Source organism: Mycobacterium sp. (genome assembly GCF_052144515.1).
Taxonomy (GTDB): domain Bacteria; phylum Actinomycetota; class Actinomycetes; order Mycobacteriales; family Mycobacteriaceae; genus Mycobacterium.
In genome coordinates this window covers 1-23808 of sequence record NZ_JBKQQD010000250.1, presented here as the reverse complement: position 1 = coordinate 23808, position 23808 = coordinate 1, and the positions used below count along the sequence as shown (strand labels likewise).

General features: G+C 65.8%; 23 protein-coding genes and 1 pseudogene. 18 read left to right on the top strand and 6 right to left on the bottom strand.

The features are described from left to right. Positions 1-39: 39 nt before the first annotated feature. From ACLP9N_RS17005 to ACLP9N_RS16955, 11 genes are all read left to right on the top strand, one after another. Positions 40-1416, top strand: a complete 1377-nt coding sequence (locus ACLP9N_RS17005) for a TIGR01777 family oxidoreductase (RefSeq protein ID WP_442408519.1) — start codon at positions 40-42, stop codon at positions 1414-1416. Positions 1417-1676: 260 nt separating this feature from the next. Next, positions 1677-2786 (top strand): polyprenyl synthetase family protein, encoded by a 1110-nt coding sequence (locus ACLP9N_RS17000; protein ID WP_442408522.1) that lies wholly within the window; start codon positions 1677-1679, stop codon positions 2784-2786. Between the two features lie 19 nt (positions 2787-2805). Continuing rightward, on the top strand, positions 2806-4335 hold the full coding sequence (crtI, locus tag ACLP9N_RS16995; RefSeq protein WP_442408518.1) for a phytoene desaturase family protein: 1530 nt from the start codon (positions 2806-2808) through the stop codon (positions 4333-4335). Further along, entirely contained in the window at positions 4332-5309 is a 978-nt protein-coding gene (locus tag ACLP9N_RS16990; RefSeq protein ID WP_442408517.1) for a phytoene/squalene synthase family protein, read from the top strand. Before crtI ends, ACLP9N_RS16990 begins: the two co-directional genes overlap by 4 nt. Beyond that, positions 5306-5629: a lycopene cyclase domain-containing protein gene (locus ACLP9N_RS16985; protein WP_442408516.1), complete on the top strand. Its 324-nt coding sequence runs from the start codon at positions 5306-5308 to the stop codon at positions 5627-5629. Before ACLP9N_RS16990 ends, ACLP9N_RS16985 begins: the two co-directional genes overlap by 4 nt. Next, positions 5626-5937, top strand: coding sequence for a lycopene cyclase domain-containing protein (locus ACLP9N_RS16980; RefSeq protein WP_442408515.1), 312 nt, complete (start codon positions 5626-5628; stop codon positions 5935-5937). The genes ACLP9N_RS16985 and ACLP9N_RS16980 overlap by 4 nt, the downstream gene beginning before the upstream one ends. Further along, positions 5910-6659 carry a class I SAM-dependent methyltransferase gene (locus ACLP9N_RS16975; RefSeq protein ID WP_442408514.1) on the top strand — a complete coding sequence of 250 codons (750 nt, stop codon included), beginning with the start codon at positions 5910-5912 and terminating at the stop codon, positions 6657-6659. Before ACLP9N_RS16980 ends, ACLP9N_RS16975 begins: the two co-directional genes overlap by 28 nt. After that, positions 6656-8179, top strand: coding sequence for an FAD-dependent oxidoreductase (locus ACLP9N_RS16970; RefSeq protein WP_442408513.1), 1524 nt, complete (start codon positions 6656-6658; stop codon positions 8177-8179). Before ACLP9N_RS16975 ends, ACLP9N_RS16970 begins: the two co-directional genes overlap by 4 nt. Continuing rightward, a complete protein-coding gene (locus ACLP9N_RS16965; RefSeq protein ID WP_442408512.1) occupies positions 8176-9171 on the top strand; it encodes a DUF5914 domain-containing protein in 996 nt (331 codons plus the stop codon). The genes ACLP9N_RS16970 and ACLP9N_RS16965 overlap by 4 nt, the downstream gene beginning before the upstream one ends. A 66-nt stretch (positions 9172-9237) precedes the next feature. Next, complete coding sequence (locus ACLP9N_RS16960; RefSeq protein ID WP_442408511.1) at positions 9238-9606, top strand: DUF2784 domain-containing protein; 369 nt, start codon at positions 9238-9240, stop codon at positions 9604-9606. Between the two features lie 163 nt (positions 9607-9769). Further along, a complete protein-coding gene (locus ACLP9N_RS16955) occupies positions 9770-10354 on the top strand; it encodes a MarR family winged helix-turn-helix transcriptional regulator (protein ID WP_442408510.1) in 585 nt (194 codons plus the stop codon). Here ACLP9N_RS16955 and ACLP9N_RS16950 read toward each other — a convergent pair. Genes ACLP9N_RS16950 through ACLP9N_RS16940 form a run of 3 tightly spaced genes read right to left on the bottom strand, consistent with a single transcriptional unit; the run spans position 10277 to position 13205 of the window. Beyond that, a complete protein-coding gene (locus ACLP9N_RS16950; RefSeq protein WP_442408509.1) occupies positions 10277-11575 on the bottom strand; it encodes a glycosyltransferase in 1299 nt (432 codons plus the stop codon). The genes ACLP9N_RS16955 and ACLP9N_RS16950 overlap by 78 nt on opposite strands. Before the next feature lie 9 nt (positions 11576-11584). Then, a complete protein-coding gene (gene fni / locus ACLP9N_RS16945; RefSeq protein WP_442408508.1) occupies positions 11585-12631 on the bottom strand; it encodes a type 2 isopentenyl-diphosphate Delta-isomerase in 1047 nt (348 codons plus the stop codon). Then, entirely contained in the window at positions 12621-13205 is a 585-nt protein-coding gene (locus ACLP9N_RS16940; protein WP_442408507.1) for an SOUL family heme-binding protein, read from the bottom strand. The genes fni and ACLP9N_RS16940 overlap by 11 nt, the downstream gene beginning before the upstream one ends. 361 nt (positions 13206-13566) lie before the next feature. On the opposite strand from ACLP9N_RS16940, the gene ACLP9N_RS16935 reads away from it, so the two are divergent. Continuing rightward, entirely contained in the window at positions 13567-15807 is a 2241-nt protein-coding gene (locus ACLP9N_RS16935) for an MMPL family transporter (RefSeq protein WP_442408506.1), read from the top strand. Here the strand turns inward: ACLP9N_RS16935 and ACLP9N_RS16930 are convergent. After that, positions 15755-16264 carry a MarR family winged helix-turn-helix transcriptional regulator gene (locus ACLP9N_RS16930; RefSeq protein WP_442408505.1) on the bottom strand — a complete coding sequence of 170 codons (510 nt, stop codon included), beginning with the start codon at positions 16262-16264 and terminating at the stop codon, positions 15755-15757. The two genes, ACLP9N_RS16935 and ACLP9N_RS16930, sit on opposite strands and share 53 nt — an antisense overlap. A 59-nt stretch (positions 16265-16323) precedes the next feature. Here ACLP9N_RS16930 and ACLP9N_RS16925 point away from each other — a divergent pair, with 59 nt between their 5' ends. The 4 genes and pseudogenes from ACLP9N_RS16925 (at position 16324) to ACLP9N_RS16910 (ending at position 20870) form a co-directional block, all read left to right on the top strand. After that, the gene (locus ACLP9N_RS16925) at positions 16324-18435 is read left to right on the top strand and encodes an MMPL family transporter (protein ID WP_442408504.1); all 2112 of its coding nucleotides are present in this window, start codon (positions 16324-16326) and stop codon (positions 18433-18435) included. After that, the gene (locus ACLP9N_RS16920) at positions 18428-18907 is read left to right on the top strand and encodes a TspO/MBR family protein (RefSeq protein WP_442408503.1); all 480 of its coding nucleotides are present in this window, start codon (positions 18428-18430) and stop codon (positions 18905-18907) included. The genes ACLP9N_RS16925 and ACLP9N_RS16920 overlap by 8 nt, the downstream gene beginning before the upstream one ends. 3 nt (positions 18908-18910) lie before the next feature. After that, on the top strand, positions 18911-20239 hold the full coding sequence (locus tag ACLP9N_RS16915) for a cryptochrome/photolyase family protein (protein ID WP_442408502.1): 1329 nt from the start codon (positions 18911-18913) through the stop codon (positions 20237-20239). An 86-nt stretch (positions 20240-20325) separates the two neighbouring features. Further along, positions 20326-20870: pseudogene (locus ACLP9N_RS16910) on the top strand (DUF4333 domain-containing protein). 12 nt (positions 20871-20882) lie between these two features. On the opposite strand, the gene ACLP9N_RS16905 reads toward ACLP9N_RS16910, so the two are convergent. Next, complete coding sequence (locus ACLP9N_RS16905) at positions 20883-21620, bottom strand: acyltransferase (RefSeq protein ID WP_442408501.1); 738 nt, start codon at positions 21618-21620, stop codon at positions 20883-20885. Positions 21621-21764: 144 nt separating this feature from the next. On the opposite strand from ACLP9N_RS16905, the gene ACLP9N_RS16900 reads away from it, so the two are divergent. Next, positions 21765-23063, top strand: coding sequence for an outer membrane protein assembly factor BamB family protein (locus ACLP9N_RS16900; RefSeq protein ID WP_442408500.1), 1299 nt, complete (start codon positions 21765-21767; stop codon positions 23061-23063). 30 nt (positions 23064-23093) lie between these two features. Further along, positions 23094-23498, top strand: coding sequence for a DUF6264 family protein (locus ACLP9N_RS16895; protein ID WP_442408499.1), 405 nt, complete (start codon positions 23094-23096; stop codon positions 23496-23498). A 4-nt stretch (positions 23499-23502) separates the two neighbouring features. Here the strand turns inward: ACLP9N_RS16895 and ACLP9N_RS16890 are convergent. Beyond that, the coding region (locus tag ACLP9N_RS16890) for an RsiV family protein (RefSeq protein ID WP_442408498.1) at positions 23503-23808 on the bottom strand (306 nt) is incomplete at its 5' end.

The window sequence follows — 23808 nt, the reverse complement described above, 5'->3', positions numbered from 1 at the left end:
CCCCTGACACGCTCACGCATTCATGGGTAGCTTCGAGATATGGGGGTGACATATTCGAGCGTGGTCGATGCGGCGCGCGACGAGGTGTTCGCCTGGCACGCCAGGCCGGGCGCGTTTACCAGACTCTCGCCGCCCTGGTCGCCGATGCGATTGGTGTCCGAGACCGACTCGCTCAGGGACGGGCACGCCACGCTCGCGCTGCCCGGCGGTCTGCGCTGGGTCGCCGAGCACGAGCCGGATTTGTACGATCCGCCAAGGCGTTTCGCCGATAGCATCGGTAGCGACGGGTTGGCCTCGCTGCCGGCACGAATCACCCTGCGATGGCATCACATTCACGAGTTCGTAGACCTAGGCGAGGGCAGGACACGCGTGACCGACCGGGTCGACACGCCGGTGCCGGGGTCGCTGTTGCGCGCAATGTTCGCCTACCGGGAGCGTCAGCTGGTCGACGACTTTGCAGCGCACACGTTGGCGGCCGAACACGGTCTGGCGCCGAGCACCGTCGCCATCACCGGATCTTCGGGGCTGGTCGGCTCGGCGTTGGCGGCGTTTCTGAGCACCGGTGGCCATCGCGTCATCCGACTGGTCCGCGGGAAGCCACGCTGCGAGGACGAGAGACGTTGGAATCCCGATGATCCCCACCCGGCGCTGCTCAGCGGCGTGGAAGCGGTGATCCACCTGGCGGGCGCCTCGATCGCCGGCCGGTTCACCGATGTCCATCGAAACGCTCTCCGCGACAGCAGAATCGGCCCAACCCGCCGGCTGGCCGAACTCATTGCGCGCAACAAAGCCGGCCCGGCCGTGCTGATCTCGGCGTCGGCCATCGGCTACTACGGCTACGACCGCGGCGATCAGACGCTGACCGAGGAAAGCGATCGCGGCGACGGGTTCCTGGCCGACCTCGTCGCCGACTGGGAGGACGCGACCACCCCGGCAGAGCAGGCCGGAACCCGGGTGGTGCGGGTCCGCACCGGCATCGTGCAATCCCCGCGCGGCGGCACGCTCAGGTTGCTGCGCCCCTTGTTCAGCGCCGGGCTGGGTGGCCGGCTCGGCGACGGGAGGCAGTGGCTGTCGTGGATCGGGATCGACGACATGGTCGACGTTTACCACCGCGCGCTGTGGGACATCGCGCTGTCGGGTCCGGTGAACGCCGTTGCGCCGCAACCGGTTCGCAACGCCGAATACACCCGGACCCTGGCGCATGTCCTGCGCCGGCCCGCCGTGCTGCCGGTGCCGCCGCTGGGTCCGCGGCTCTTGCTCGGCGGGCAGGGTGCCCGCGAACTCGCGTTGGCCAGTCAGCGGGTGAGTCCCGCCCGCCTCAGCCGAGCCGGACACCGCTTCCGCCAACCTGACCTGGATTCGGCCTTGCGTCATCTGCTCGGGCGCACGCGCCCGAAAGTGGATCAATCCGCATAGCGGGCACCCCAGCCTTGGTGGCAAAGCCCTAGCATGACCGGTGTCCCGGCACCCAAGAGTGGCGCGACGAAGAATGATTCACTAAATTAATGATTAAATAAATGAAGATAGTGATCGGTCCAGTTCTGGCCAGCGCTATCAGCCAGCGGTTCGGCTTCTCGTCGAAGGGGTACCAACGCGTGAATCTGAGCCGTTCGGGATCGGCCGCTGACCGTCGTGCGAGGGAGTCTCTGGTGGGAGCTGTGCGTGAATTGCGGCGGGTGCCTCTCGGTGGAGCCGCGCGAAAAGGCGCGGCCTGCCTGCCGACTACCGACCAGTTCGACACCTGGCGGACGGGTGTGCGACGCGCAGTACTGGCGGAGATCGCGGAATTCGTCTCCGCTCGCTGTGCCGATACATTGGGCGAGTGCGGCGTCGACGCGGCCGGGGAAATTTTGATGGAGTTTGTCGAAGGCGGCAAGTGCTTGCGCTCGACGTTCATGTACCTGGGCTGGCTGTGTGGCGCACCGGCCAGCGATGCGACCTTGTCAGCGACCGCCAGTTTGGAGTTGCTGCACGCTTTCGCGCTGCTGCAGGACGATGTCATGGATGATTCGCCGTCGCGGCGCGGGCGTCCCGCGGCGCACATCCAGTTCGCCAGCTGGCATACCCGGCGCGGGCTGTCGGGCTCGTCGCGCCGGTTCGGCGAATCGGCCGCTGTGCTCCTCGGCGATCTGTGCCTGATCTGGGCCGAGCAGATGCTTCGGGACAGTGGTGTCAAGAGCCATCAGCTGCAACGGGCATGGCCACGCTACGACGCCATGCGCACCGAGCTGGCGGTTGGCCAATTCGCCGATCTGGCAATAGATGTACGTGAATTGCCTACTATGGAGTCCGTACTCAAGGTGGCCCGGATGAAGTCTGGCAACTACACGGTGCGCCGGCCGTTGGAGATTGGCGCCGCCATGGCCGGCTGCGCCGAGCACACGCTGGCCCGGCTCGGCGAATACGGATCCGCTGTCGGTGAGGCGTTCCAGCTTCGCGATGACATCCTGGGTATCTTCGGATCACCAGCGACGACGGGCAAACCCAATGGCGGGGACCTGCTCGAACGCAAGGCCACCAGCGTTATGGTCGCCGCTCATCAAATGGCCGACGTATCAACCCGCCGGCGATTCAGCGAGCTGATCAACAGCGACCAGCTCGACGAAGCCGACCTTGACCACTGGCGAAGCTTGATTTTCGCGACCGGAGCGGTGCAGCGGATCGAAGAACTGATCACCGACCGGGTGGAGATCGCGCAGAAGGCCCTGGACAGCGCTGGGATCGACAGCTCAATCAGGGCCGCACTGGCCGATATGGCCGGCGTGTGCACACGGCGCGCCGCATGAGCGCGCAGGAGTGGCGCTGATGCGTACGGTGCGGGGACGCACCGACCGGGTGGTGGTGGTCGGCGCCGGGTTTGCGGGGCTGTCCGCGGCGCTGCATCTGGCCGGTCGGGGCCGAGAGGTCACGGTGGTGGAGCGTGAACCGTGGCCCGGGGGACGGGCGGGCCGCCGCGACATCAACGGGTACCTGATCGACACCGGGCCGACGGTGCTCACCATGCCCGACATCATCGATGAGGTCTTCGCCGCCGTCGGCGAAACCACTTCTCAACGATTGGATTTGTTGCCCGTGGATCCGGCTTACCGGGCAATGTTCACCGACGGCACCGGCATTGACGTCCACAGCGACGCCGACCGGATGGCTGCGTCGGTACGGGAATTCGCCGGCCCGCAGGAAGCCGCCGGTTACCGCGCGCTGCGTGAGTGGCTGCACCGGCTGTACCGGACCGAGTTCGAGGGCTTCATCGCCGCGAACTTCGACTCCCCCTTGTCCATGCTGACCCCGCAGCTGGCTCGGCTCGCCGGTATCGGCGGGTTCCGCAAGTGGGCGACGATGGTCAACCGTTACATCAGTGACCCCCGGTTGCGGCGCGTCTTCACCTTCCAGTCCCTTTACGCCGGGGTCGCGCCGCAAGACGCCCTGGCGGTTTATGCGGTGATCGCTTACATGGACACGGTCTCGGGCGTGTTCTTTCCGCGTGGCGGCGTGCGGGCGCTGCCCGACGCGCTGGCCGCGGCAGCGCACGACGCCGGGGTCCGATTCTGTTACGGATCGACGGTCACCGCGCTGGAGCGCACCGGCGACCGGGTCACCGCGGTGATCACCGGCGAGGGTGAGCGCGTCGCCTGCGACGCGGTGGTGTTGACCACCGAACTGCCCCTCACCTACCAACTGTTGGGCCGTCACCCCAGACGGCTGCTGCCGCTGCGTGCTGCGCCCTCGGCGGTGGTACTGCACGTGGGTTGCCGGGCTGTGCCCCCGACAAGGCCACAGTCAGCCCACCACAACATTCTTTTCGGCGGGGCGTGGGAGCAGACTTTCACCGACATCATCCGCGACCGTCGGCTGATGCGGGACCCGTCATTGCTCGTGACCCGCCCGACGGCCAGCGACCCGAGCCTTGCCCCGGCGGGCCGTGACCTGCTCTACGTGCTGGCACCGGCACCGAACCTGGACCGCTGCCGCATCGACTGGTCTCGCACCGCTGCACCGTACGCGCAGAGCATGCTTGACGTGGTGCAGGAACGGCTGCTGCCGGACTTGGGCGACGGGGCCGAACTGCTGCACGTTGACACCCCCGCCGACTGGGCCCGCGCAGGCATGGCGGCCGGCACACCATTTGCGTTTGCGCACACGTTCGCACAGACCGGACCGTTTCGGCCGGCCAACCTCGTGCGCGGCATCGACAACGCGGTGCTGGCCGGCTCGTCGACGGTTCCTGGCGTGGGTGTGCCGACCACCCTGATCTCTGGGCGGTTGGCCGCCGATCGCGTCACCGGCGTGCCCGACCGGTCAACCACAAACCTCGATCTGAAAGCCCGATTCAGATGATCCGCACCGAACTGGACGCCGGCGGAATCGACGATCCCCGTCTGCGCACCGCCTATCGGCGCTGCCGAAAGATCGCAGCCGAGAACGGCCGCACCTACTTCCTGGCCACCAGGTTGCTGGCTCCAGACCAGCGCCCGGCGGTCCATGCCCTATACGCCTTTGCCCGCCATGCCGACGACATCCTCGATGAGTTCAATCCCAACCTGGACGCCGTCGCGCGGGCCGATCGACTGCAGCGGCTGTCCGACCGGTTCTTCGCCGGCGGCGAGCATCGCGACGAGCCGATTCTGGCGGCGGTCGATCACACCGTGGCCCGCTACGGAATTCCGGCCGACCTGTTCGACGATTTTCTCGCCTCCATGCGCATGGACCTCACCGTCACCGACTATCCGGACCGGGCCGCGCTCGACCGTTACATGCGGGGCTCAGCGGAAGTCATTGGCCTGCAGATGCTTCCAGTGCTGGGAACAGTTGTCGATACGACAGAGGCGGCACCCTATGCCGCCGCGCTGGGCCGCGCGTTCCAGCTGACCAACTTCCTGCGCGACGTCGACGAGGATCTGATGCGCAATCGGATCTATCTGCCCGCCGACGAACTCGCCGCGCATGGTGTGGACCGAGAGCTGATGCTGTGGTGCCACAGTCACCGCTGCACCGATACCCGGGTGCGGGACGCGCTGGCGGCTCAGCACGAAATAACCCGGGAAATTTATCGGTTCGCCGCCGATGGGATCGCAATGCTGGCACCACGCTCGCGCCCCTGCGTGGCGACCGCGTTGACGCTGTATTCGGAGATCCTGGATTGCATTGAGGACAGCGACTTCTCCGTGTTCAGCCACCGCGCCACCGTCGGCACGACGCGCCGACTTCAGGTCGCCGGCAGCGCCCTGTTCAAATCGTGGCGGGCCCGCCTTACCCATCCCGAGGCCCGCCCAGAGGCCCAGCCCGAGCGCCGGAAGCCCGGTGCGGCGTGAGCGACCGCTGGCAATACGTGATCTTGTTGGGCCTGTGCCTGCTGATCACGGCCCCGCTGGAGCTGTTCGGCAACGGCGTCTACCGCCAAGGCCGCCGGCTCGCGTGTGCGGTGGCGCCGGTGGCGGCGGTGTTTCTGGTGTGGGACGCCGTGGCGATCACAGCCCGGATGTGGTGGTACAACGGTAAGTACGTCACCGGCATCGACTTGCCACCTCGCATACCCATCGAGGAGGTGCTGTTCTTCGTGGTAATTCCCTTGTGCGGGGTGCTGACCTACAACGCGGTGACCACCATCCTCGACTGGACCCACCGCCGATGACCGGGTTGGGATACACCGTGCCGGCGGTGATCGCCGTGCTGGGCGTGTGTGCGCTGGAGTTGACGCTGTTGCACACCGGCCTGTTTCGCCGGCCCGCCTACTGGCTGTCGATGGTGATCGTGCTGGGTTTCCAAATTCCAGTTGACGGCTGGCTGACTAAGCTCAGCGCTCCCATCGTCATCTACAACGAGCGGCAAATCAGCGGTCTACGATTTCCGTTCGACATTCCCGTCGAGGACTTTTTGTTCGGCTTCGCTCTGGTCACCGGGGTGCTGCTGTTATGGGAGCACCAACGTGCAAGTCGGTAACCGTGGATAAAGCGGGCCTCGCGCGCAGCGACGTGCCGGATGCGTTCGACGCCGGTGCGGACGCCTACGACAGACTGGTCGGCGCCAATCCCGGCTATCACACCAACCTGCGGCGTTCGGTGCATCGCATGGGCCTGCCCGAAAGCGGGCGAGGCCTACGGTTGCTCGATGCCGGCTGCGGTACGGGCGCGTCGACGGCGGCACTGCTGGCGGCGGCTCCGGAAGCCGAAATCGTCGCCGTCGACGCCGCACGCGGCATGTTGGATGCGGCGCAGGCCAAGTCGTGGCCGCCGTCGGTCCGGTTCGTGCACGCGCGCATCGAAGAACTCGACGAGCACGGCATCACTGGACCGTTCGACGGCATCCTGGCGGCCTATCTGTTGCGCAATCTGGCCGACCCCGACAGCCAACTACGCGCGTTCCGCACACTCCTGCGGCCAGGCGGAACGCTGGCGGTGCACGAGTACTCGGTGCGCGATTCCGCCGCCGCCGCCCGGATCTGGCACGTGGTCTGTTGGGGCATCATCATTCCCGCCGGGTGGTGGCGAACCCGCAGCACCACGCTGTACCGGCATCTGTGGCGCAGCGTACTGACCTTCGACGGGGCGGCCCGATTCCGGCGACGGATGTCCGATGCCGGATTCACCGCCGTCCACAGCGAAACCATGCCAGGCTGGGAACACGACATCGTCCATACCTTTGTAGGGAAGGCGCCGCGATGACCGACCGCCGCCGCCAACGACATCCGGCATCGCCCGGCCTGGCCCAAGCCGACTCGCTGTCGTCGCGGCCTCGCGTTGTGGTCGTCGGCGCCGGCATTGCCGGCCTGGCGGCCGCCACCGGGCTTGCCGAACGGGGCGTCGCCGTCGAGGTGGTAGAGAAGGAGCCCTACCTCGGCGGGCGGGTCGGTGGCTGGACCGAACGGCACGACGACACCGACTTCGCGATGAACCGCGGATTCCACGCCTTTTTCCGTCAGTATTACAACCTGCGGGCCTTGCTGAGTCGCGTCGATCCGCAGCTGCGGATGCTGACGCCGGTCGAGGATTATCCATTGATCGACGGTGCGGGCCGGCGGGACACCTTTCGCGGACTGCCCCGCACCCCACCCTGGAACGCGCTGGTGTTCGCGTTGCGCAGCCCGACATTCCGGCTTTCCGATCTCGCACGCATCGACGCCCGAGCCGCCGCGCCGTTGGCCGCGGTTTCGGTGCCCGACATCTACCACCAGCTGGATCACATCGACGCCGAAACCTTCTTGAAGAGCATCAATTTCCCGGAATCGGCGCGTCACCTCGCCTTCGAGGTCTTCTCCCGCAGCTTCTTCGCCGAACCATCGCAGCTGTCGGCCGGTGAACTGGCGACGATGTTTCATATTTACTTCTTGGGTTCCAGTGAGGGACTGATCTTCGATGTCACCAACGCAAACTTCGATGTGAGCCTGTGGAATCCGCTGCGGGATTATCTGAGTGAACGCGGCGTGCGGTTCCGGCTCGGCGCGCAGGTGTTGCGCGTCGACCCGACCGGCGCGAAAGGGTTTAGCGTCCAGACTGATTCAAGCGATCCGCTTGATGCGGACGCCATGGTGCTGGCCGGCGACGTGAGCGGCCTGCAAAGAATAGTGGCCGCGTCAACCGGTCTCGGCAACGATCTTTGGCGCGCCCAAGTACGACGGTTGCGCACCGCGCCACCCTTTGTGGTGCACCGGCTCTGGCTTGACCGGCCCGTCCGATCGGACCGGGCTCCTTTTCTCGGTACCTCGGGTCATGAGCCGCTTGACAACATCAGCGTGCTGGAGCGCTACGAAACCGAGGCTGCCGCATGGGCACGCCACAACGGCGGCTCCGTCGTTGAATTACATTCCTACGCAACGGATTCTGCGATGCAGACTGACGTCGCTATCCGGCAGCTGCACAAGCTCTATCCCGAAACCGCTGCGGCGAAGGTGGTTCACGAACGCGTCCTGCGTCGAAGCGATTGCCCGTTGTTCACGCCGGGAACCTACACTCGGCGCCCGACGGTCGTGACGCCACAGCCCGGGCTGGTGTTGGCCGGTGACGGGATTCGCGTCGACCTGCCGGTGGCGCTGATGGAACGGGCAGCCACCACCGGATGGGTGGCCGCCAATCACTTGCTGGCGCAATGGGGCCTTACCGGCCATGAGCTGTGCACCGTTCCGACCCGTGGGCGGTCCGCGCTGCTCCGGTCGCTGGCGGCCCGCCAAGGGCGCGGTCGGCCATGAATGTCGGTGACCAGTTTAGCCGCCGGTGGCCAAAGGACTGGCCGCTGCAGATAGTTCCACGCGCTTCGTGGACACAGCAACGTCCGACCTACGGCGACGCGCAGCCAAGCATCATCGACGCCGCCCTGAATCGATCCCAACGCCGACCCACCGGAAACTGGTACGTGTTCGCGGCGAGCCGCGACGTGCGCGTTGATCGTCCACTTGGCGCGCGCGTCGCCGGTACCGAACTCGTCGCCTGGCGCGATCGGCTCGGTCGACTAAGGGTTGGTCCCGGCAGCTGCCCTCACCTGGGTGCAGATCTTGCCACCGGGAAGGTGTCCGGTGGCGTCTTGTTCTGCCGATGGCATGGGTTGGCCCTCGACGGCAACACATGCGAGTTCGGTTGGGCGCCTTTGCCCAGCTACGACGATGGCGTGCTGGCGTGGGTGCGACTCGATTCCGTTGCCGGGGAAGCGCCACTGGATAAGCCGGTGATTCCCGTTCGGCCCACCGACGACGCGCTGTCGGCGGTCACCCGCGTCGTCGGTGTCTGCGAGCCGGAGGACATCATCGCCAACCGCCTCGACCCTTGGCACGGCGGATGGTTCCACCCGTATTCGTTCAACCGGCTCGAGGTCCTGACCACGCCGACGGAGCAGGACGACCGCTTTATCGTCTCGGTCACCTTCCGGGTCGGGCGCTTCGGCGTGCCCGCGATCGCGGAATTCACTTGCCTCGAAGCGCGTACCATCGTGATGCGCATCCTCGAGGGCGAAGGCGCCGGCAGCGTCGTCGAAACCCACGCCACCCCAATCGGTCCGGCGCCAGACGGCCGGCCACGCGTCGCCGTCATCGAAGCCATCGTCGCGCAGTCACCGCGCCCAGGATTCAGCGCGGCCCACAATCTGGCACCACTGATCAGGCCACTGATGCGCCATGCCGCCAATCGGCTGTGGCGTGACGATCTGGCGTATGCCGAACGCCGCTATCGACTGCGTGAGGGCGGCTGAACTCCGTTGGGAAGGCCGGGCGCCGCAGCCAGATCACGATGCCGAGTCCCCTAGTCTGAATCAGCGATGAAGAAAGCATATTTCGCCGTTGTCGTCGCCACCGCGGCCGCGCACTTCGCCTATCTCGTTTATCTGCCGAGCGGTGGCTTTCTGGCGTTGCGCTGGCGGCGCACATTCTGGCTGCACCTACCGACCGTGTGCTGGGGGATCGGCGTTGTGACCCTGGATCTTCCGTGTCCGTTGACATCATTGGAAGATTGGGCGCGCGCCGGGGCCGGAATGGATCCCTTGCCGAAGACAGGATTCATCGGCCGTTACGTCGCCGGTGCCCTATGCCCCGCGAACCGGACAGGTACGGCTCAATCGCTTGCTTTTCTGGCAGCCGCGGTGTCGTGGATTGCGCTGGCATTTCAGGGTGAGCGGGCGCGGCCGTGATTTTGTTTTGCGGATCGAACTGCGGTCACGACCCGATCAACACGTAAAGTCAGCTCGTCGCCATCGTCAATCGGCCAAGTTCGCCGCCCCGCTGCGCGACCGGTTGCCCTTTCTCTCGAACCGGCACGCCGTACGCTTGGTATCTGATGAAGGATGCGGGTAGGTGAACAAACGCCGCGCTAGTGACCCATCGCTTAGCCGGGCCGACTTGGAGAAGCTGCTGTCGGCGGATATGCGCTCGATAACCGCGCAATCTGACCGCATCGGCAGACACTTTGCGCGCGTGAACGACGTGAGCAACAGCGACTTCCACGCCCTCCTGCACATCATGGTGGCCGAGACGTCGGGCAAGCCGTTGACCGCGGCAGAGCTGCGGCAACGCATGGACTTCTCACCCCCGGCCATCACCTACCTCGTCGACCGGATGATCGAGGCGGGCCACGTTCGACGCGAACCCGACCCCGAAGACCGGCGCAAGTGGCTCCTGCGCTACGAAAATCGCGGCATGACGTTGGCGCACGCGTTCTTCAGCCCCCTCGGAAGTCACATCGGTGCGGCCCTCGCCAACATGGCGGATAACGACCTCGCCGCCGCTCACCGGGTTTTCCTGGCAATGATCGCCGCGATGTCGACGTTCGAGGATGAGCTTGTCGACCCTGTTCCTGATCCTTCAGCGAAACTCGGGCGAGGCGCCGCTGCCTCGCGGCGGCGGCAGGGCACGGCTCGGTCCAACGCGCCGAGCAGTTGACAGCACGCGCTGCTCGATGAGATCCGCGCCGCGCGACACACCGCCGGTCGCGGCGAAACCGTCGGCAACCCGTCGAGCTCCACGTGCCATCGTCGTTGCCTGCAGCACGGCGGCACGTAGTCGTGCCGGGGTGAGCCGCTTGCGAGGCAGCCGGGTGCCGCACCCGGCGACCTGCACGCGGCGCGCGACTTCGGCTTGATCGCGAGCAAAGGGCACCACGCAGACCGGCACGCCGCGATCAAGGGCCTTCACGACGGTTCCCATCCCCCCGTGGGTGATGACGCAGATCGCACGATCAAGCACTGCACCGTGCTGAAGAAACTGACACACGGTCGCGTTGGGGGTCTGTGGCAATCCGGGGGGTATGCCGGCCGGGAAGGTCGCCACAACATGAACCGGCTCATCGGCCAACGCCCGCAAGGCGATATGGCCCACCTCGGCGTCGGCCTGAGCAATCGAGGACGTGCTGACAAGCACGATGGGCCGGTCGATGGCGGCCAGCCAGCCCGGGACCGCCGCAGAATTCCGCTCGAAATCACATGCTCCGATAAAGTGCACCGCGTCAACCCAGTCGGGGTGCGGGTACTCGAACGGCTCCCCTCCGACCGCCAACAGCAGCGGCGCCCGGCGCATCAGCTCATCCACGGAGCGGATCTTCGGGGCGCCCAAACCCGCGCGAAGGGCATTGATCCGCGGCAACATCGGGCGATCGAAAAGATATCTGACAATCGGCCGCATCGACGCATCGCGAATACCGCCGACGACACCGCGCAGTGGCCGCAAACCGGGGCCGAATGGCGGCGCCGACCGCGAGCGCAGGTAAGGCGTGAACGGCGAAAACACCAACCAGGGCAGATCTCCGACGTCGGCCAGCGAGATTGCGCCCCAACAGTTCGCGTCGACGATGATCGCGTCGGGCTGTGTCTGCACGATCGCGCGCTTGAGATCTTCGACCTCGATCACCGCTCGCCGGCAGAGCACGTCGATCGACTTCTGCAAAACTCCTAAAGCGCCGCGCGCCAACCAATCGTGCCCGACGATGGCCTCGATCCGTGGGTCGACAGCCTCGGCGTGGACACCGGTCGCACGCATGGTGTCGACTTCGCTGGCCATCGTGCGTAGGTGAACTTGGTGGCCGCGTTGAGCCAACTCAAGCAGCAGGGCGCCCAGCGGGTAGAGATGCCCCAGCGCGGGCGAACTGTAGGCCAGAATTACTGCCATAAGTCCTGCCTAGCCGATGGGCACCGCGCCAAGGTTGCGCAGTGCGGGCATATCGGCCGCACCGCACCCGTGCAGACAGGTGCGAAGCTCGTCGACAAATCGCTGCAGCCAAGATGTCGCAGCACCTGCGGACTCGATGGCGGCGCAGAGCAGCGGGCGCGCGACCGCTACCACGTCGGCACCCAAGGCGAGCGCTTTGGCCGCGTCCATACCGGTTCGGATTCCACCGGAGGCAACCAGCGGGATATCCGGCAGCGCCGCACGCACCTCCAGTAGCGCTTGCGCGGTCGGTATCCCCCAATCGGCCAGGTCCGGATAGCGCAGTTCGCCATAGCGGACCAACTGCTCGACACGGGACCACGATGTGCCACCGGCGCCCGCGACGTCAATGGCCGCGACTGGCGGCTTACCGGTCGCCCGCAGCAATTCAGCGACGGCGGAGGCGCCGATCCCGTGGCCCACCTCCTTTAGCAACACCGGGTAGTCCAGCGTTGCGGCCACATCGTGCAGCCGGCCGACGGATCCGGCAAAGTCGGTGTCGCCGTTGTGCTGCATCGCCTCTTGCAGTGGATTGGTGTGCACCGCAAGAGCATTTGCTCCTACCCGGTCGAGCGCCTGGACAATGTCCGGTACGGCATCCTTGGTAAATTGAGACAGGCCGATATTGCCGAAAAGCAACACGTCAGGTGCCACGTCGCGCACGCTGAAGCTGGCGGCGGCTTGTTCACCCAGAGCGCTCTCGAGCATGACTCGCTGCGACCCGAGCATCATCCCGATACCGAGCCGTTGAGCGGCGGTGGCCAGATTCCGGTTGATGATGCCCGAGAGCTCGGCGCCGCCCGTCATCGCGCCCACCAGGAGGGGCGCCCGTAAGCGGGCGCCGAGGAATTCGACGGCAAGGTCGATGTCGTCAAGGTTGGTCTGGGTGAGTGCGTTGTAGGGCAGGCGGTAGCGTTCCAACCCCGTCGTCACCCCGTGGTAACCCACGTCGCCTTCTCGACACACGTCGATATGGCGGCGTTTGCGGGTGGCCATGTCGGGCCGGTCAGCCGTCATTGAGCTCCGACGCGGGCTTGACCGGAACAGCGATTTCGTTGCGGCGCAACACCGGAACGGTCCATGGCGGATCGTAGAACCAGGCTGCCGAGGTGTCCATCGCTTCGAATCCAAACTCGCGCAACGTCTTCATCAATTGTGCGGTCTGCAAGGCAACGACGCGGCGAGTGGGGATACCAGTGAAGCGGCGCACCGCAATCGTCGCGGGCGGCACTGCGACCAACCTGATCTCGGCATCGTCGGGGCGGGGCAAAGAGCCAAGCGTCTTGTCGGCGGGCATGAAAAACCGTATCAGCCACTCACCATCGCCGACCGCTTCTTGTGCCACCGGCGCCGTCATCGAGACTTTCTCGTGAACCTGGTTGGCGCCAAAAATGTAGCGGGCGAGCCGACGGAAACCGGCGTTGCGCGCGGACTCTTCGTCGGCCACGACCGTTGTCTCCGCCACGACGCGAGCGCCGTAGCGGCGGATTTCCACATCGCGCGTCAGCGTTTCGGCGCTATAGGTGGGTTCGTCGGTGCCGTGCCGGTAGCCGACCACCGTACCTGCAGCGTCGACGATCTGCCCGATCATAGCCACAATCGTTCCGAGCACGGCCGTCTTACTCCTAGTCAATTCGTCGTCCTGTGGTACGCGCACCAAGACGCGCCCCTGCTGTCATTTGCCAACGCTTCGCGGCGCCGACCGGCGTTGCCACAAGCCCAGCATACCCGGAATCAAGGAACTTGTTAACTTACTGAATGTTTCATTATTTTAAGATAATCGGCATGCGCTCCCAGGAAGAGCCTGGTGGCGTGCCCACCTTCGGCGCCAACGCACACAAAGAGCGGTCTTCGGCCTAGCCAGAGATAACTTCACAAGTTTAATATTTAATTAAGTTAAACGTCACCGATCCGGTTTAGAAGCAAAGACCCATCAGCCTCGAGGACGGCACATGCTAGCGGGAATGGCCCGACTCTCTCTCGCCGCGCCGCGACGGGTCATCGCCGCCACCGTCCTGTTTATGCTTGCTACTGCCATCTTCGGAATTCCCGCAGCGAGCAGTCTGTCCGGCGGCGGATTTCTCGATCCGACATCCGAATCCGCCCGCGCCTCCGCGATGCTCGCCGACAAGTTCCATCAGGGCGACACGGACATGGTGTTGCTGGTGAGCTCGGACAGCGGCGTCGACGCGGGTCCTGCACGCGCCGTCGGCATCGACATTGCGCGACGACTTGCCCAATCGCCGTTCGTAGCGCAAGTGGCCTCACCCTGGGAGCCACGACTGACCCCGGAAATGCTCAGCGCCAACGGAAAGTCGGCGATGATTATCGCCGCGCTCAAAGGCGACGAGAACAGCGCGCCCAAGTACGCCCGAACCCTGGCGGACCGGTTTGCTGGCGACCGCGACGGTGTCAAGGTGCTAGCGGGCGGGCCGGCGATGGTCTATGCGGAGATCAACCGACAGACCGAAAAAGACCTGCTGCGAATGGAAGTCATCGCGATACCGTTGAGTTTCATCGCGCTAGTGTGGGTCTTCGGCGGTCTGCTGGCCGCCGCTCTACCGGTGGCCGTGGGCGGGTTCGCTATCCTGGGTTCACTCGCGGTATTGCGGGCGATGGCGTTGGTCACCGACGTGTCGATCTTTGCTCTGAACGTGACGGTCGCATTGGGGTTCGCCCTGGCCATCGACCACACATTGCTGATCATCAGCCGGTACCGCGAGGAACTGGCCGGCGGCATGCCCCGCGACGAAGCTCTGGTGCGCACCATGACCACCGCAGGCCGTACCGTGCTGTTTTCGGCGATGACGGTGGCCCTGGCACTGATGGGGACGGCCCTTTTCCCGATGTACTTCCTGAAGTCCTTCGCCTACGCCGGCATCGCGGTGGTCGCATTCGCCGCCTTGGCGGCGGTGGCGGTTGCGCCGGCCGCGATTGCGTTGCTTGTCAACCGGCTCGACGCATTCAACGTTTGGCAACTAGGTCGTTGGCTATTCCGGCGCCCGGAACCACCGCAGCGGCCCATTGAGCACACTTTCTGGTACCGCACGGCGAAACTAGTTATACGTCAAGCGATCCCGCTAAGCTTGGCGATCATCGTCCTGCTGCTTGCGCTGGGTACACCGTTCCTAGGCGTCAGATGGGGCAATCCCGATGATCGCGTACTTCCGGCGTCATCGTCGGCACGAGTTGTGAACGATCGAATCCGCAGCGATTTCACCAAGAATTCTGGGACCCGAGTGAAGGTCGTTCTGCCCGATACAGCCGGTCTGACAGAAACGGACCTGGAGTACGCTGCGCAGCTGTCCCGGCTGACCGATGTGTCAGCGGTTTCCTCACCCACGGGCACCTTCGTTGCGGGTGCGCCCGAGGGGCCGCCGTCCGCTCCGGCCGGAATGACAGATGGCAGCGCTTACCTGACGGTTGACAGCACCGCACCCCTGTATACCCAGGCATCAGAGACCCAGTTGGCCCGCTTGCACGCGGTCTCGCTGCCGGGAAATCAGTCAGTACTGATGACCGGTATGGCGCAAACGAATCGCGACTGTGTGGACGGGATCCTATCGCGTTTGCCGTTGGTGTCCGGTTTTATCGCCATCGTCACGCTGGTGCTGCTTTTTCTATTGACCGGCAGTGTCGTGTTGCCAATCAAGGCGTTGCTGCTCAACATGCTATCGCTCACTGCGACGTTCGGCGCTCTGGTGTGGATCTTCCAGGACGGACACCTGGGGGCGGCGGGCACCACCCCAACCGGCACGCTGGTCGTAGCCATCCCGCCACTGATGTTCTGCATCGCATTCGGATTGTCGATGGACTACGAAGTCTTCTTGCTCTCCCGCATCCGCGAATATTGGCTTGCTTCGCCCCGAACGACCGCCCACAACGACGAAAGCATCGCGTTGGGTATTGCCCACACCGGCCGGGTAGTGACCGCCGCAGCACTGCTGATGTCGATCTCGTTCGCCGCCCTCATTTCCGCCGGGGTGTCGTTTATGCGCATGTTCGCAGTAGGGCTGACGATCGCCGTCTTGGTAGACGCGACGCTGGTACGGATGGTTCTAGTCCCTGCATTCATGCACGTGCTCGGCAAGCGGAACTGGTGGGCACCTAAGCCGCTGGCCCGATGGCACCAAGCGCGAATCAGGGCTCCATCGTGCCCAATTCCGTCTGGAAGCGGCGCATCGCAACGATGAGCGCGGTAAAGACCCGATGCGCCGCGGTCAAGTCGGCGTCGGGCAAGTCGTCCAGCGCGGCGCGGGTGTGTGCCCCCAGCGGGGTGAAGAACAACCGCGCAGTGTCCATTCCGGGTTCGGAATGGCGCAGGATCACCTTGCGCCGGTCGGCGGGGTGGGAGTCGCGACGAATGTGGCCCGAGTCGATCAGCCGATCGACCAGGTAGGTGATCGCGGCGCCGGAGAGGCCCATCCGTTGGCTGAGGTCGCCCGACGTCATGGGCTGACCCGTGGTTTCGGCGACCATGATGTGCAGCAGCGCGCGGAAGTCGGCGGGCCGCACATCGTGTGACACCGCAAACAGCCGGCCGATCTGGTCGGATTCGGCCGACAGTTCCCGCACATCGGCCACGATTAGCGATTCCAATGCGGTCCGTTCGGAGGCCTGCTCGTTGGGGTTCATACCGATGAGCAGCATATCTGCATTCGGCCTTCATTTCATTTGATTAATATTTCAGCAACTGAAATTATTGGGCCGTGGTGTGGGAGAGACTCGCCGGCGCGGTGACGGGCCGACGCTCGTGGCTCCTCGCCTTGGGCGTTTTTCTGTTGGCTAGCGGTTTCATGGTGTTGATCGGCGGGAATGCCGCAGCAGGCCAGGCGCCCTTGTCGGTGCCAAGCGATTCGGATTCGGCGAAGGTGCAGGTGCTGTCCAACCAGTTCCCCGGCGGTGACCGGGTGCCACTGATCGTGGCGGTCACCCACAACGCCGGCACCCGGGACCCGGCCGACGCGACCGCCCTGAAACAGGCTTGCGAGGCCGCCCGCAACCGGATGCAGGCCTCCGGGGCGGCCGCAGCCCAACCCGGTATGCCCCCGGCTCCGGTGCTGGTGTCGGCCGACGGCAAGGCGGCGATCGGTGTGGTTCCGATCGGCGCCGACCTCTCGGGACTGGACCTCAACGACGCCGTCACCGCGCTGCGCGCCGCCGCCGGCGACGGCTTACCGGCGGACATGGCCGCGCACGTGACCGGCGGGCCGGCATTCGGCGCCGATATCGCCAACGCGTTCACCAACGCCAACTTCACCCTGCTCGGGGTGACCGCGTTGGTGGTGGCCCTGCTGCTGATCGCCACCTACCGCTCACCCGTGCTGTGGCTGGTGCCGCTCGTCGTGATCGGATTCGCCGATCGGGTCGCGACCTCGGTGGGTACCGCGGTGGCGTCGATGACCGGCCTGAGCTTCGACGGGTCGACTGCCGGCATCACCAGCGTGTTGGTGTTTGGGGCCGGCACCAACTATGCCCTGCTACTGATTTCGCGCTACCGCCAAGAACTTCGGCGCCACGGCGAGCACCGTGACGCATTGCGTCGAGCGGTGCGGATGGCGGGGCCGGCGATCGTAGCCAGCAACGCCACCGTGGTGCTGGCGCTGCTCACCCTGATCTTTGCCTCGACCCCGAGCACCCGCGGCCTGGGCGCACTGGCGGCCTGCGGCCTTCTCGTCGCCGCGGTGTCGGTACTGGTGTTGCTGCCGCCGCTGCTGGCGCTGTGTGGGCGGCGGCTGTTCTGGCCGTTCATCCCGCAACCCGACATCCCGCAGTCCGACTTCACAGCGACTACGGATGCCGGGATGTGGCATGGGATCGCCGAACGCGTGGCCCGTCGTCCGGCTATTGTCGCCTCGGTCACGATCGTGCTGTTGGCCGCGCTGGCCACCGGGCTGCTGGGCACCCGCATCGGCCTGACCCAGACGGAGCAGTTCCGCGTCAAGGCGGATTCGGTAACCGGATTCGACACCGTGGCACAACATTTCCCCGCCGGGCTGGCCAACCCCACCGAGGTGATCGCCCCGACCGAGAAATCAGCACAGGTGCAGCAGGCCATCAGCACCACCCCCGGGGTGATATCGGCGACCCAGTCCGGGACATCGGCGATCGGGCTGACCAAGTGGTCGGTCGTGATCGATGCCGCACCCTCGTCCGTTCGGGCATTCAATACCGTTGCGACGCTCCGGCATTCGACTAAGGTCGTAACGCCTGATGCCCTCGTCGGCGGGCCTGACGCACAGGCGCTCGACGTGCGCGACGCCACGCTCCACGATCGCCTTTTGCTTATCCCGGCGATCCTGACGGTCATCCTGCTCGTCCTGTATGTGCTGTTGCGTTCCGCTCTAGCGCCGCCAACACTGCTGGCGGCAACGATTCTGGGCGCCCTGGCCGCCCTCGGCCTGGGCGGTTGGGCGAGTATCCATGTCTTCGGTTTCCCGGCCCTGGACAACACCACTCCGCTATACGCCTTCCTGTTCCTGGCCGCGCTCGGCGTCGACTACACCATCTTCCTGGTCACCCGTGCCCGCGAAGAGGCAGCCGACCACGGCGCCTCCCAGGGCATGATTCGCGCGGTGTCGGCCACCGGCGGTGTCATCACCAGCGCGGGAATCGTTCTCGCCGCGGTCTTTTGCGTGCTCGGAGTGTTGCCGCTGATCGTGATGACCCAACTGGGCATCATCGTGGGCCTGGGCATCCTGCTGGACACCTTCGTGGTGCGGACCCTGGTGATCCCGGCATTGTTCGCCTTGATCGGCGACCGCATCTGGTGGCCCGCCGTCCTCACTAGCGCCAAAAATGAAGGGAATCAACATGAATAAGTCAACTCTGGCCGGAACCGCCCTGGCCGTCGCCGCGGCGGCCAGCAGCGGAAGTATCGCGAGCCCAGGTCGCACGCCCGGGTGGTACGACCGCCTTCGCAAGCCGAGCTATCAGCCACCGAAGGTCGCGTTTCCGGTGGCCTGGACCAGCCTCTACACCGATATCGCGGCCACCTCCGCGGTCGCCATCGACCGATTCCGCGCCACCGGACGCGAGGACAAGGCGCGCCGCTACATCGCCGCGCTCGGCGTCAACCTGTTCCTCAACGCCGGCTGGAGTTGGCTGTTCTTCCGCTACCACAAATTGGGCGCCTCGGCGCTTGGTGCCGCAGTGCTCGCGGCTAGCAGCGCCGACCTCGCCCGGCGGGCCGCCGACGCCGACCCACGGGCCGGCTTTGCATTGTCGCCGTACCCGTTGTGGTGCGGGTTCGCGACCGTGCTGGCCACCCACGTCTGGCGTCTCAACCGCTGATTCATGGCCACGCTGCTGTGGTTTCGGCGCGACCTGCGGTTGGGCGATCATCCCGCGTTGGCGGCGGCCGCCGATGGCCAGCACGTTCTCGCCTGCTTCGTGCTCGATCCGCGCCTGGAGAATTCGTCGGGCCGGCGGCGGCTGCAATTCTTGGGCGACGCGCTGCGGCAACTACACCAGGACCTGGACGGGCGGCTGTTGGTGATCAGCGGACGACCCGAGCAGCGGATTCCGTTGATCGCCAAGAAGATCGACGCCTCCTCGGTGCACATCTCGGAGGATTTCGCGCCGTTCGGGCGGCGCCGTGACGAGCGGGTGCGAGCGGCGCTGGGTTCGGTGCCGCTGGTGGCGACGGGATCGCCGTATCTGGTGTCACCCGGCCGTGTCACCAAGCCGAACGGCGAACCCTATCGGGTCTTCACACCATTTCTTCGCGCGTGGCGCGAAGTGGGCTGGCGAAAGCCGGCCCGATCGGGTGCCGATTCCGCTCGCTGGATTGATCCGGCGCAGCTGAGCGTGAAAACGTGCAAGATCCCGGACCCGGGTATCACGCTTGGCCTTGATGTCGGCGAAACGGCGGCGCTTAAGCAGTGGAAAGCGTTCGTCGACAACCGACTTGACCGCTACGGCACGGACCGCAACCGTCCGGATCTCGAGGGCACCAGCAAGATGTCGGCGCACCTGAAGTTCGGCACCATCCATCCCCGGACGATGGTCGCCGCACTCGATCTGCGCAACGGCGGGGCCCAAATGTACTTGCGGGAGTTGGCGTTCCGCGATTTCTACGCCGATGTGCTGCACCACTGGCCGGCCAGTGCCTGGCGCAACTGGAACGGCGACTTCGACGCCATCAAGACCGACACCGGAGCGGCCGCCAAACGCCGATTCGAATCCTGGAAAGCCGGCGAAACCGGGTTCCCGATCGTCGATGCCGGGATGCGTCAACTCCGTGAGACGGGCTTCATGCACAACCGGGTGCGGATGGTCGTTGCGTCGTTTTTGGTCAAGGACCTTCACCTGCCGTGGCAGTGGGGTGCCGAATGGTTCCTCGATCAACTCACCGACGGCGACATGGCCAACAATCAGCACGGCTGGCAGTGGTCCGCGGGCTGCGGCACCGACGCCGCGCCGTACTTCCGGGTGTTCAACCCCGGAACGCAGGGCGAGAAGTTCGATCCCTCGGGCGATTACATCCGGCGCTGGGTCCCCGAGCTGCGGGCGGCCGACGACGCCCATCTGCGCAAAGGCGGGCGGCCGCCCGGATACCCGGAACCGATCGTCGACCACGGCGCCGAGCGCGCCGAGGCGTTGCGGCGCTACCACAGCCTCTGAACACGATTTGCGGAAATCGCATACCCGAAGCTGTTGGCATGCAATTATCAGCCGATTCACAGTTGTCGACACGCCAGGGAGGCGATGTGGCTCGCTCGATCGTTCGGACGTTGCTGGTTTCGGGTGCCGCTGCTGGCCTGATGGCCAGCGCCGGAGCCTGCTCGTGTTCGATCGGATCGTCGTCGCACTCGGTGAGCAAGAGCGACGTCGCCAGCCAGATCACCTCGAAGATGACGGACGCCGCCGGCAACAAACCCGATTCGGTGAACTGTCCGAGCGACCTGCCCGCCACGGTCGGCGCACAACTGAACTGCGAGATGAAGGTCAAGAACCAGACCTTCAACGTCAACGTGACGGTACCAGTGTCAACGGCAGCGACGTCAAGTTCGACATGGTGGAGACGGTCGACAAGAACCAGGTCGCCAACGTCATCAGCGACAAACTGACTCAACAGGTGGGCCGGAAACCCGATTCGGTGACCTGCCCCGACAACTTGAAAGGCACCGTCGGCGCGACGCTGCGGTGCCAACTCAACGACCAGGGCCAGAAGTACGGCATCTCGGTGACCGTCACCAACGTCGACGCCGGCGACGTCAACTTCGACTTCAAGGTCGACGACCAACCTTCCTAACTAGCGGGGTAACTAGCGGGCGGCCTTCTTGCGTTCGATGTCGGCCAGAGCGGCGGCCAGTTCGGCGCGCTGCGCAGCCGACGTCTCCCAGGACAGCTTGCGGTTCTTGACCACCTTGGCCGGCGCCCCGACCGCGATCGAATAGTCCGGGATGTCGCCGCGGACCACCGCGTGCGAGCCCAGCACGCAGCCCCGCCCGATCGTCGTGCCGCGCAGCACCGTCACCTTCACCCCGACCCAGGTGTCGGGTCCGATCCGCACCGGGGACTTGACGATGCCCTGGTCCTTGATCGGCAGGTTGATGTCGTCCATGCGGTGGTCGAAATCGCAGATGTAGCACCAGTCGGCAATCAGCGCCGAATCCCCGAGCTCGATGTCGAGATAGCAGTTGATGACGTTGTCCCGGCCCAGCACTACCTTGTCGCCGAAGCGCAGCGAGCCCTCGTGCGCGCGGATCGTGTTCTTGTCCCCGATGTGCACCCAGCGGCCGATCTCCAGCTGCGACAGTTCGGGTGTCGCGTGGATTTCGACGCCCTTGCCGAGAAACACCATGCCGCGGGTGATGATGTGCGGGTTGGCCAGCTTGAACTTCAGCAGCCGCCAGTAGCGCACCAGATACCAGGGGGTGTAGGCGCGGTTGGCCAGCACCCACTTCAGCGAGGCCAGCGTCAGGAACTTGGCCTGGCGTGGGTCGCGCAGCATGGAACCACGCCAGCGGCGGTGAAGCGGCGCCCCCCACATGCTCGTCATGGCCGCAAAGCCTAACGCGGCGACCCAAAAAATCCGAGCGCGCAGGCAATCAGGTTCACGCGCGTCGCCACGGGTTACCCTCACCTGGACTCGTTCGCTGCCCACGCCGAACCGAAGGATCGAAGAACCCTGCACAAGGATCAGGTGCTTGCCCGACGTCTCCTGGCGGTTGCTTTCGCAGTTGTGCTGACGGTCGGCCTGAACGGCTGCGGCAACACCGACTCGTGGGTTGACGCGTCGGCCGCGCAGGGCTGGCCCGCGCAATACAGCGACGCGTCCAACAGCAGCTACTCCGCGACGAGCGGCGCCACCAAGCTGACGCTGCAGTGGACGCGTTCGGTCAAAGGAAGCCTGGCGGCCGGACCCGCGCTGGGTTCACGCGGCTGGCTCGCGCTCAACGCGCAGACCCCCGCCGGATGTTCGTTGATGGAGTGGGAGAACAACGCCAACGGGCGGCAACGCTGGTGTGTGCGGCTGGTCCAGGGCGGCGGCTTCGGCGGACCGCTATTCGACGGCTTCGACAATCTCTACGTCGGCCAGCCGGGGGCACTGCTGTCGTTTCCCCCGACCCAGTGGACGCGCTGGCGCAAGCCGGTCATCGGGATGCCGTCCACCCCACGGTTTCTGGGCGGCGGCCACCTTCTGGTCGCCACCCACCTGGGACAGGTGCTGGTTTTCGACGCCCATCGCGGCGAGGTGGTCGGCACCGCGGTCGATTTGGTGGACGGCGTCGACCCCGCCGATGCGACGCGCGGCCTGGCCGATTGCGCGCCGGCCCGGCAGGGCTGCCCGGTCGCGGCCGCACCCGCCTACTCGGCGGTCAGCGGCACGGTGGTGCTCGGCGTCTGGCAGCCGGGGGCTCCGGCCGCGGGGCTGGTCGGGCTGAAGTACCGCTCGGCTCAGGCGGAGCTGGTCCGCGAGTGGACCAGCGACGCCGTCAGCGCCGGAGTGCTGGCCAGTCCGGTGTTGTCCGCCGACGGGTCGACCGTCTACGTCAACGGCCGTGACCAACGGCTGTGGGCGCTGCACGCCGCCGACGGAAAACCGAAATGGTCGGTGCCGCTGGCATTTTTGGCGCAAACGCCGCCCGCTGTCACCCCGCAGGGCCTGATCGTGTCGGGCGGCGGCCCCGACACCCGGCTGGCGGTGTTCCGCGACGCCGGTGACCACGCCGAGCAGATCTGGCGGCGCGACGAAGTCACGCCCCTGTCGACGTCGAGCCTGGCCGGCACCGGCGTCGGCTACACCGTGGTCAGCGGTCCGCCCAGGGATGGCGCACCCGGCATGTCATTGCTGGTCTTCGATCCGGCCAACGGGCACACGATCAACAGCTATCCGCTGCCGGCGGCCACCGGATATCCGGTCGGGGTGTCGGTGGCCAACGACCGCCGGGTGGTGACCGCCACCAGCGACGGCCAGGTCTACGGCTTCGCCCCGGCCTGATTGTCGGCCTAGCCGCCCCATAATTGTGTGATGCCGATCGACGACCCGGCGATGCAGGACGCGCTGGCCCAGTACAACCGTTACGGCCCCAGCAGCCGCGGCAGCCGGACGGCGGACATCGCCAGCACGATTGTCCTGCTGATGGTTCACGCATTCCTGTGGGCGGTGACGGCGGCGTTGCTGGGCCTGTTCGTCATGGTCACCGATCCGTGTGGCGGCTCCCAGCGGTGCGGCGATCCGGCCTGGATCGATCGGGCCATGTGGTTGGGGCTCGGGGCCGGCGCCGCCATCTTCGTTGCCGACCTCGCCGTCGCGGTCTCGCGGCTCGCCCGCCGCCGGCTCGCCTTCTTCGTTCCGCTTATCGGTTGTGCGGCGCAGCTGGCGCTGGGCATCGGCGCCGCGGCCATGGAGATGTTGGCCGGCCCGGTTTCGTGACGGTCTAGATGGCCAGCGGCGGGATGGCGTTGCGCGGGACGCCGGCTTGGGCGGCACCGGCAAACGCGGGCAGCATTTCACCCGGGGCGAAGTAGAAGATCAGCCGATCGTCGGTGATGGCGAAGTTCTGGTAGTGCGACGGGTCGAGGCCGGTCGAGGGCAATATCGCTGCGCCCAAGGCGTTTTGGTGTTCCAGCTCGCGTTGCACCAACGGGAAGATGCTGTCCAGCGGCGTGGTTCCGGGCGCGAACAACGCGTCGAAGGTGATGGGCTGCTTGGCCCCGAGGTTGTAGTTGAACGCCTTGTACCA